Origin of the sequence: Chryseobacterium sp. FP211-J200, assembly GCF_001643375.1 — a bacterium.
GTDB classification, from domain to species: domain Bacteria; phylum Bacteroidota; class Bacteroidia; order Flavobacteriales; family Weeksellaceae; genus Epilithonimonas; species Epilithonimonas ginsengisoli.
This window is the reverse complement of sequence record NZ_LSHB01000025.1, coordinates 90516-100676: the sequence shown is the minus strand read 5'-3', so window position 1 is coordinate 100676 and position 10161 is coordinate 90516. Positions and strand designations below refer to the sequence as shown.

Annotated in this window: 9 protein-coding genes and 1 pseudogene; 2 read left to right on the top strand and 8 right to left on the bottom strand. The window is 38.6% G+C overall.

What is annotated here, in order from left to right:
• The first annotated feature begins 236 nt into the window (after positions 1–236).
• Positions 237–656: a nucleoside-diphosphate kinase gene (locus AXA65_RS09410; RefSeq protein ID WP_063969854.1), complete on the top strand. Its 420-nt coding sequence runs from the start codon at positions 237–239 to the stop codon at positions 654–656.
• A 91-nt stretch (positions 657–747) separates the two neighbouring features.
• On the opposite strand, the gene AXA65_RS09405 is transcribed toward AXA65_RS09410, so the two are convergent.
• The 4 genes from AXA65_RS09405 to AXA65_RS09390 all read right to left on the bottom strand — a co-directional run bounded on the left by AXA65_RS09405 (position 748) and on the right by AXA65_RS09390 (position 3561).
• Positions 748–1269: a class I SAM-dependent methyltransferase gene (locus tag AXA65_RS09405; RefSeq protein WP_086048144.1), complete on the bottom strand. Its 522-nt coding sequence runs from the start codon at positions 1267–1269 to the stop codon at positions 748–750.
• 243 nt (positions 1270–1512) lie between these two features.
• Positions 1513–2163, bottom strand: a complete 651-nt coding sequence (gene rpe / locus AXA65_RS09400; RefSeq protein ID WP_063969853.1) for a ribulose-phosphate 3-epimerase — start codon at positions 2161–2163, stop codon at positions 1513–1515.
• A 20-nt stretch (positions 2164–2183) separates the two neighbouring features.
• The gene (locus AXA65_RS09395) at positions 2184–2483 is read right to left on the bottom strand and encodes a hypothetical protein (RefSeq protein WP_063969852.1); all 300 of its coding nucleotides are present in this window, start codon (positions 2481–2483) and stop codon (positions 2184–2186) included.
• Position 2484: 1 nt separating this feature from the next.
• Positions 2485–3561: a M42 family metallopeptidase gene (locus AXA65_RS09390; RefSeq protein WP_063969851.1), complete on the bottom strand. Its 1077-nt coding sequence runs from the start codon at positions 3559–3561 to the stop codon at positions 2485–2487.
• Positions 3562–3618: 57 nt separating this feature from the next.
• Here AXA65_RS09390 and AXA65_RS09385 point away from each other — a divergent pair, with 57 nt between their 5' ends.
• On the top strand, positions 3619–4323 hold the full coding sequence (locus tag AXA65_RS09385; RefSeq protein WP_063969850.1) for a DUF4294 domain-containing protein: 705 nt from the start codon (positions 3619–3621) through the stop codon (positions 4321–4323).
• Positions 4324–4389: 66 nt separating this feature from the next.
• Here AXA65_RS09385 and AXA65_RS09380 read toward each other — a convergent pair whose 3' ends face one another.
• The 4 genes and pseudogenes from AXA65_RS09380 to AXA65_RS09365 form a co-directional block, all read right to left on the bottom strand.
• Positions 4390–4872: a SixA phosphatase family protein gene (locus AXA65_RS09380; RefSeq protein WP_063969849.1), complete on the bottom strand. Its 483-nt coding sequence runs from the start codon at positions 4870–4872 to the stop codon at positions 4390–4392.
• Between the two features lie 133 nt (positions 4873–5005).
• A pseudogene (locus tag AXA65_RS09375) lies at positions 5006–7267 on the bottom strand (GH92 family glycosyl hydrolase).
• Positions 7268–7443: 176 nt separating this feature from the next.
• Positions 7444–8898, bottom strand: coding sequence for a sigma 54-interacting transcriptional regulator (locus tag AXA65_RS09370; RefSeq protein WP_063969848.1), 1455 nt, complete (start codon positions 8896–8898; stop codon positions 7444–7446).
• Positions 8899–8907: 9 nt separating this feature from the next.
• Complete coding sequence (locus AXA65_RS09365; RefSeq protein ID WP_063969847.1) at positions 8908–10050, bottom strand: vWA domain-containing protein; 1143 nt, start codon at positions 10048–10050, stop codon at positions 8908–8910.
• Positions 10051–10161: the final 111 nt, after the last annotated feature.

Sequence of the window (10161 nt, the reverse complement as noted above, 5' to 3'; positions counted from 1 at the left end):
GGTTTTGATCTTGATCCGTTTTTTTATTTCAAAATATTGAGGTACAAAAACAAAAAACCCTGCCGAAGCAGGGTAAAAACTAATAACCATGAAAACTCAAATTAAACATGAGAATCGAATATTAAGTAGCAAACTGTGTGCCAAAAAATATCTTTTCCCAGAAAAGAATTTCCGAGAGCAAATGTAACAAAAAAATATTGTAAATTTGCACTTCTTTAAAAATAAAATTAAAAATAATGTCAGGAAAAATCACATTTACCATGATCAAGCCAGATGCAGTTGCAGACGGACACATTGGGGCGATCCTTGGAAAGATCAGTGAAGCTGGTTTTAAAATCAAAGCTTTGAAATTGACGCAACTTACTGTTGCTGATGCCAAAAAATTCTACGAAGTACATTCTGAAAGACCTTTCTATGGAGAGTTGGTTGACTTCATGTCTTCTGGTCCGATCGTAGCTGCGGTTTTGGAGAAAGATAATGCAGTTGCAGATTTCAGAACTACAATTGGAGCTACAAATCCTGCTGAAGCGGCTGAAGGTACTATCAGAAAGCTTTTCGCAAAAAGTATCGGAGAAAATGCAGTTCACGGTTCTGATTCAGACGAGAACGCCTTGATCGAAGCACAATTCCATTTTTCTGGAAGAGAGATCTTCTAATTTCTTCTGAAAATTAAATAAAAAATAGGCTATCACTTTTGATAGCCTATTTTTATTTGTATAAATAATAGATTTCGGGATTTTGAACCGTTCATTTTTTTCTCGCAATAAAAATCATATCGGTCAAAAACGTTCCGTCAGGTTCTGGATAATCTTTTCGGTCAATTTTTAATATCTTAAATCCGTTATTTATTAATTCAGTCTTTATATGATCTTCCTGATGGTAATACACATATACTTCCTTTCCATCGTTGAAGCTTGTTGTTTCATAACCCGATTTGCTGTAGTCATCCTCCATTGTACTGATATAAATGATCCCGTTGCTATTCAGTTTTTCACTTGATGATCTGATTAATTTTGAGCTGTCTTCTCTGTTCAAATAAGGCATACAAAACCCAATGACTACACCGTCGAATGTATTTGTAAGTTCATCGATCTTCAGCGCATCTTTGACGATGAAGTGTGCGTTTGGAACATTGAGCTTTGCTCTTTCTATCATATTGGGAGCTAAGTCAATTCCTGTTATTTTTAAATCCTTTCTGATCTTTAAAAAATATTTGGTTATGTTTCCTGGTCTGCAACCAATATCTAAAACTTCGCTATTTGCGTTCAATAATGAGCAGAAAAGATCGTACGTATCATTAAATCCATTTCCATAAACTTGTTCTCGTAGTTCAGGGCCACTTCATTGTAGGTTTTTATGGTTTTGTTGTAATTTTCCATTGGGTTATTTTCTGTATCAAATATTTTCTAAACTGTCAATAGCCCCGATAGTAGCGGCATCCTTTTTTTTGCTGAGGGAAAAGCCTTGGAAAAAAAAGATATAGCGGATAGCGGGATCAAGCTCCAAATAATTTTATAACTTCAATAACTCGATTGTTCTTTCTGGATCTGGGGAAGAAAAAACGGCATTTCCTGCAACCAGAACGTCTGCGCCAGCGTCAAATAACTTGGAAGCATTGTCAAGATTCACGCCGCCATCAACTTCGATCAAAGCGGTGGAATTGTTGCTTAGGATCAGATCTTTGGTCTCGCTGATCTTTTTGTACGTGTTCTCGATGAATTTCTGTCCGCCGAATCCTGGGTTGACGCTCATCAATAAAACCAAATCTACGTCTGCAATAATGTCTTCCAACATCAAAACCGGAGTTGCAGGATTGAGGACAACGCCCGCTTTTGCGCCTTTGCTTTGGATCAGATTGATAGTTCTGTGAAGGTGAACGCAGGCTTCGTAATGCACGGAAACGAGATCTGCTCCCAAATCGATGAATTCCTCGACATATTTTTCCGGTTCGACAATCATCAAATGAACATCTACGAATTTCTTCGCATGTTGCTGAACGGTTTTCATCACCGGGAATCCGAACGAGATGTTTGGGACAAATCTGCCGTCCATCACATCTACGTGAAGCCAGTCTGCCTGGGAATTGTTGAGCATCTCGATGTCTCTCTGGAGATTTCCAAAATCTGCGGAAAGTAGGGATGGTGCAATAAGTTTTGTTTTCATTTTTACTTTTCTTTTTATTTCTAGAATGGATCTGCAACCAAGAAATAATAAAGGAATATGCTTCCAAATATTATCACTTCTAGGATTGTTAATTTTATATTGTTTATCAGTCTAACTAATAATCTGTCAATTAGAAGTAATCCTAATGGAACGATACTGAAAATTGCCAGCATTTCAATGATCATATTATCTGCAGAACCAACCTTTGGCGGAATTACTAATTTATAAACACTTAAAACGATTAAAAAAATAAAAAATAATGCGGTTGAAGTGGATATGAAAGTTGGTTTGCGGGTCAAATGATATATTAAACTGTCCATCTTAATGATACTTAAGCTTCATATCTGGTTTGATCTTTTGCAAGGTTTCGTAGATCAGTTTGATGACGTTGCTCACGTCTTCTTTTGAAACCATTTCTACGGTTGTGTGCATGTATCTCAAAGGCAATGAGATCAAAGCACTTGGAACCCCACCGTTGGAATGCGCAAATGCATCTGTGTCAGTTCCTGTTGCTCTGCTGGCTGCTGCTCTTTGGAAAGGGATCTCTTTGGTTTTAGCGGTGTCGATGATCAATTCACGGATGGTGTGATGCACGCTTGGTGCAAAGAAAACAACTGGTCCGTCGCCGCATTTTTGATCGCCTTCTTTTTTCTTTTCGATCATTGGTGTTGTGGTGTCGTGGGTCACGTCTGTCACAATGGCAATGTTCGGTTTGATGGTGTCAGCGATCATGTCTGCACCGTAAAGTCCCACTTCTTCCTGTACAGAATTGGTGATGTACAGTCCAAACGGTAATTTCTTTTTGCTCTCTTTCAATAATCTTGCAACTTCGGCAATCATAAAGCCACCGATTCTGTTGTCCAAAGCGCGGCAAACGAAATATCGGTCATTCAGTTCAAAAAACTCGTCTGGATAAGTGATCATGCAGCCAACGAAAATTCCCAATTCTTCAACTTCCTTTTTGGTAGTTGCACCACAATCGATGAAGATATTTTCGATCTTTGGAACTGGTTCATTTGCATTGGCGCTTCTGGTATGAATTGCCGGCCATCCGAATACGCCTTTTATTATACCTTTTTCACCATGGATATTCACCACTTTGGAAGGCGCGATGGTCTGGTCTGATCCACCGTTTCTGATCACGTAGATCAACCCATCATCTGTAATATAGTTGACATACCATGAGATCTCATCGGCGTGAGCTTCTATCACCACTTTGAAGTCAGCTTCTGGATTGATGATGCCGTAAGCCGTTCCATAGTGATCGACCTCGATTTTGTCAACATAAGGTTTGATGTAATCCATCCAGACTTTTTGTCCGTTGTGTTCATAACCTGTTGGCGAAGCGGTGTTTAAATATTGTTCTAAAAACTTAATTGATTTCTTTTCGAATTTCATATCTATTGGGAATGATTTTTGATATTAATCTTTGTTAATTTTGATGACGTAAAAGTAATGATTTTTCATAAATTGGTGCCGATTGTTTTCCTGTTTGTAAGCGGATTTTGTTTTTCGCAACAAGACACTTTGCAGGTAAAATCCTTCGATGAGATTCCTAAGAGCAAATTACAAAAAGATGAATTTGGAAACGAGTATTTCTATGATGAAGCTCAAAAAGCCAAAATTTATAAGATCAATGGTGAACAGGTCATCGTGATGGACGAGTTGACTTTGCGAGCCAATCCACATTTTAACAATCAGCTGGATAGAAATTTTTATTTTTTCCTTAATAAAAAACTGAACAGAGTGTATCCTCTTTTTTTAGATGCATTAGAACAATATCGTGACATTCAAAAAGAAAGTGCGAACATGAAAGGTGCTGACAGAAGCCGATACATGAAGCAGAGACAGACCGAGCTGGCTGCCAGTTACGAAAAGCAACTTCGTCAACTTACGACAACAGAAGGGCAGGTCTTTGCAAAACTGATGAGTCGTGCTACCGGAAAGACGGTCTATGAGATCATCAAAGAATTGCGAGGTGGCTGGAGCGCTTTTTGGTGGAATGTGAAAGGAAATATTGCGGATGTCAGTCTGAAAACCCCTTATGATCCACACAAATTCAGGGATGACCTTTTTATAGAATCTTTGTTACAATCTAACTGGAATCTTGGTTATCTAAAACCTTACGAAGGAGCAAGCGAGTTTAAGATTAAAAAATAAGATCACAATAAAAAAAAGCCTCCTAGATATCTGGGAGGTTTTACATTTTCAATTAAAATAGCAAATCTATTTAGCAAAATTTTTTGGGGAATAGAAATATAGAAACTTCTTGTTTGCTGTGGCAAAATCACTCCAATTATCACAGTCTATTTCGTACCCTACAACGCCTGACGTTGGTAAGTTAACAATTTCGTCTGTCAATGAGTTTGCAAAATTGGAGATTCCATTGTTATGGGAAAATAGAGCAACAGAATTGATAGCGTTATCCAACCCGAAAATAAGATTCTCGAAGTTGCGTTCTCTTGGATTGTACAAGCCAGCGTCTGTCGAATATGGTCTTTCAAAAACCTCCGAAAACAATTCACAAGTATGCAAAGCCCGTCTGGCCGGACTGGAAATGAAATTTTCTATCACAATCGATTTATCCTTTAACAAACGTGCCATCTTAGGAGCGTTGATCAATCCCAACTCATTGAGTGGACGGTCGAAATCCTCCACATCCACTGGCCAATCGCTCTTGGCATGTCTCACAAGTAAAAGTGTTTTCATTTGTTTTTTTTTAATTATTTTTTATGTTCAGATGGAACACCAAAGAAAGTGTTTCATTAACAAATGATTAATAATAAATTAAAATTAGTAAAAAAAAATTACTTCGTATCTCTTATTGATATAAATTTATATGTCATTTCTCATAAGTGCTGATGGAGAAGGGCGCATCAGAATCCGATATTCCTCTTTTGAGATTGGGTTTTTCTGTCATTTCAAACTTTAGTTTTGCACCTCTTAGCAGCTCAAAATGATCTAACCAATTTTTTGAATGATCTTTCCCATTCAGCTTCAGCTGGTCAACATAAATGTTTTTGTCAGAATTTTTTGGAGCATCAATGGTAATTGAATTGTTATTCTCTAAATTAATTTTAATCGATTTGAAAAGTGGTGCGCCCAAAACATATTGCGTACTAGCAGGTGTCACAGGATAAAAACCCAACGCTGAGAAAACATACCAAGCGGATGTTTGCCCATTGTCCTCATCGCCACAATAACCGTCTGGAGTAGGTTTGTATAGCTTGTCCATCACTTGTCTTACCCAATATTGGGATTTCCAAGGTTGTCCCGCATAGTTATACAAATAGAGCATGTGTTGTATCGGTTGATTCCCGTGCGCATATTGTCCCATGCCTACGATCTGCATTTCTCGCATCTCATGGATCACTTCCTTATAATAATTGGTGTTGAAGGTCGGAGGCATTACAAAAACAGAATCCAACATTTTAACGAAGTTGTTTTTGCCACCCATTAATTCTTTGAGTCCATTGATATCTTGAAAAACGCTCCAGGTGTAATGCCAGCTGTTGCCTTCTGTAAAGGCATTTCCCCATTCGAACGGGTCAAAGTTATCCTGAAACTCCCCATTTTTCTTTTTTCCACGCATCAAGTTATACTTTGGATCAAAGAGCTTTTTGTAGTTCATCGCCCGCGTTTTGTAAAGCTGAAGTTCGGCTTCTGGTTTTTTGAGTGCTCTCCCAAATTCATAGATCGCGTAATCATCATAAGCATATTCGAGAGTTCTGGCAGCACTTTCATCGATTCCTGTATCCGTTGGAACATAGCCTAATTTATTATAATCCTCAACGCCTTTTCTTCCGACTGCACTGACAGGGCCTTCGTTGTTGGCACCGTGTTTCAAAGCCTGCCAGAGCGTTTCCGCATCATAACCTCGCAAGCCTTTGAGGTAAGCTTCTGAAACAACTGAGGCAGAATTGTTGCCGATCATAATGTCTGCATAACCCGGACTGCTCCATTCCGGTAAAAATCCACCTTCCTGATAAGCGGAGATCAAACCTTTCTGCATTTCTACATTGATGGATGGATAAACCAGATTCAAAAGCGGGTAGAGCGCACGGAATGTATCCCAAAAACCTGTTCCTGCGAATAAATATCCAGGTAAAACTTTGCCGTTGTAAGGACTGTAATGTTGGATATTTCCCATTTTGTCTTTTTCATATAGTTTTTGAGGAAACAGGACGCTTCGATAGAGGCAACTGTAGAATGTTTTCGCCTGATCCGTAGTTGCACCTTTGATCTGAATTTTGTTCAAAGTCTTGTTCCATATTTCTTTAGCTTCTGATTTTACCTGGTCAAAATTTTTGTCTTTAACTTCATTAAGATTGATCTCAGCTTGTTCTTGGCTGATGAATGATGATGCAACTTTGACCGTGACCTGCTCGCCTTTTTTCAAATGATTGAACCTGACCAATGCACCAACGTGATCAGCTTTGATCTCTACATTTGAAGCTAAGATTTCTTTATCATTCCAGATATTTTGAGAATTAAAGTCCTTATCAAATTGAAGAATAAAATAGTTTTTGAAGTTCTCCATTTTTCCCCTTGCATATCTCGTGGAGTAACCAATTATTTTTCGCTCGGAAGGAATAATTTTCACGTAAGAACCTTTGTCAAAAGCATCGAGAATGACATTCGCTTTATCGGTCTCAGGAAAAGTGAATCGCATAATTGCTGCTCGTTGTGTGGGTGCAATCTCTGTCCAGACGTCGTAATCTGCTAGATAAACTTTATAGAAATATGGTTTGACCTCTTCTGTTTTATGAGAAAACCAACTTGCTCTTTTCTCTTGGTCTATTTCTGGTTTGCCAACCGTCGGAAGAATCGAGAACTGCCCGTAATCATTCATCCACGGTGAAGGTTGATGTGTTTGTTTAAATCCTTGAATCTTATTGGAAGTATAAGTGTATTGCCAACCATTCCCATTTTTTCCTGTCTAGGGTGTCCAGTAATTCATTCCCCAAGGCAGGCCAATGATCGGATAAGTATTACCGTTGGACAATTCGTAGGAAGATTGTGTTCCCATCAACGGATTCACATATTCTACAGGGTCTGTGATCCAGTCTTTGATCTCCTGAGATTTTAATCCAATTGAAATCATAGAGCAGAGTAGAACTAGTTTTAAACTTCTCATTCAGAATTTATTTATATCAAAAATAAAGTTTTATGATCAAAGAATTCCACTCTCAAAATTTTTTTTAATTGAATATTTTAAAAAAAAAAAAGCAACAATCTTTAAATTGCTGCTTCTAATAATTATTTGAGCCTTTTCAGAACTTAGTCTCGGAAAAACTGACCAATTCCTGCGGAATCAAATGTATAGGTGCTGGAGTTTTCGGACTTGTCTAATTTTTTGCTAATTGTCAATGCCCACAAAACCAATTCTTTGCAGAATTTTTGGTCTTCGGCACTTAGTTCAGAAGCATTTTCTTCAACAATGGTTACCAATGGGTTGATACTGTTGAGTTTTGTGTAAAATTCTTCGTCTGTATCAGTATAATTTAATTCCAAATGATTTTTGTTGAACCATTTGATCAAATCCGTGTAAGGTGTTTTGATGCCTTCTTTTTCTAATTTTGAAATGCGTGGAAAAATACTTTCAAATTGCGTCATCACAGCTTTGTCAATCAGGATCTTTGCAACATAGTCAGCGCCTTCCTGTTCGCCTTCATAAACCAATTCTATTTTTCCAGTGATTGACGGAATGATGGACATAAAATCCAACAAACGAACTGAGGTTTTTTCAGAATCATTCTCAATCAAACGTAGTTTTGCAGCAGCAATTAGATTTTCCATCGCGCTGATGGTCAATCTTGCACTCACGCCACTTTTTGCATCCACATATTCGCTGTCACGGGCTGCAAAAGCAACTTCTTCCAAAAGGTTTTTTGCCAAATCAGGAATTTGAATCTGTGATTTGTCTTCCGCTGAAATCTGAGCTTCCTGTTCGGTAATATGTTTTGCCAATTCAATCGTTTTCGGGTAATGCGTGAAGATCTGCGACCCTATTCGATCTTTCAATGGCGTCACGATACTGCCACGATTCGTATAATCTTCCGGATTGGCTGTAAACACAAACTGAATATCCAAAGGCATTCTCAACTGAAATCCACGGATCTGAATATCGCCTTCCTGTAAGATATTAAACAAAGAAACCTGAATTCTCGCCTGTAGATCGGGCAATTCATTCAACACAAAAATCGAACGGTTCGCTCTCGGGATCATCCCGTAATGCAAAACGCGCTCGTCGGAGTAGGGAAGTTTCAAAGTGGCCGCTTTTATGGGATCTATGTCGCCAATTAGATCGGCAACATTCACGTCGGGCGTTGCTAGTTTTTCAAAGAAACGATTGGAACGGTGAATCCAAGAAATTGGAGTTTCGTCACCTAATTCTGTAATTAGATCTCTTGCGAATTTTGAAATCGGCTGGAACGGACTGTCATTGATCTCGGAACCTTTTACAATCGGCATATATTCGTCCAAAAGATTGACCATGCTTCTTGCGATTCGGGTTTTTGCCTGTCCTCTCAATCCCAATAAATTAATGTGATGACCAGCCAAAATCGCCTTTTTCAATTGCGGAACTACAGAATCTTCGTAACCCCAAAGTCCTTCAAATACTGGTTCTTTCGCTTTTATTTTCGCAATCAGATTGGCCTGGATCTCTTGATTGATGGTTTTATCAGTATATCCTGATTGTTTTAATTCTTTGAATGTAATATCGTTTTTCATTTCTATCTTTTAAATTCTTTTAATTCTATTTTTTTCGTAATCTTCGAAGATCATTTGGCCTAATCCTGAAAGTCCTGTCAGAAAAGCTTTACCTTTGTTTTGTGCTGTGAATGCTTCCACAAATCTTCTCAAATAAGGATCTTGTGCGATCATAAAAGTGGTGATTGGGATTTTTAGTTTTCTTGCCTGTGCCGCTTTGTTGAGGCATTGCCCGACAATCATCTCATCCAAGCCGACACTGTTCATATAAAATTCGCCGTTCGGCAATTTCACACAACTTGGTTTTCCGTCGGTGATCATAAAGATCTGCTTGTTGGTATTTCTCTTTCTACGGAGAATATCCATCGCCAATTCCAGTCCTGCGACCGTATTCGTGTGATATGGACCGACTTGGAGATAGGGAAGGTCCTTGATTTTAATCGGCCAAGCCTCATTTCCGAAAACAATGATGTCGATGGAGTCTTTTGGATATTTTCTGTTGATGAGTTCTACCAAAGCCATCGCCACTTTTTTTGCTGGTGTGATCCTGTCTTCGCCGTAAAGGATCATCGAGTGGCTGATGTCGATCATCAAAACGGTGCTCATCTGGGCTTTGTGCTTGGTCTCTTCTACGATGAGGTCGTCCTCTGTCATTCGAAGATCAGCAATTCCGTTGTTGATCTGGGCATTTTTCAGACTTTCGGTCATGTTGACTGTAGAAAGGTCATCGCCGTATTGGAAGTTTCGGTTTTCGCCGTCACGCTCGTCACCTACACCAGATCTGTTGGTTCTGTGATTTCCGATACCACTTTTTTTGAGTTTTCCGAAAATTTGGTCTAATGCATATTCGCGCAGAGCCGCTTCCAGTTTGGCGGTGAGGATATTTTTGCCTTTGCCTGTTCCCGTACTTCCATCTTCAGAATCGTCTTCTTTTTTGATGTAACCTCGCTTGATCAAGTCTTTTTCAAAATCTTCAAGTGTATAGTCATCAGTAAAAATATCGTATTCTTTATCGAGCATATCGAGCCAGTCAAAGGCTTCCTCAATATCGCCGGAAGTGTGGGTGAGCAAGTCTTTGAACACATCAAAAACCCGGTCAAAATGTGATATTTCTTCCGGAATATGTTTGCTGAAGGTAAAACCCTGTTGAAAATTAAGTTGTTTATTTGTCATGAGAAAGATCTCGTTTTTATAAAGTACAAGTTATGGAAATATTAGACCAATCCTCTTCCATCGAAAATAGAAAATCCTAATGATCATCATATGAAATCAGAATTACGTTAT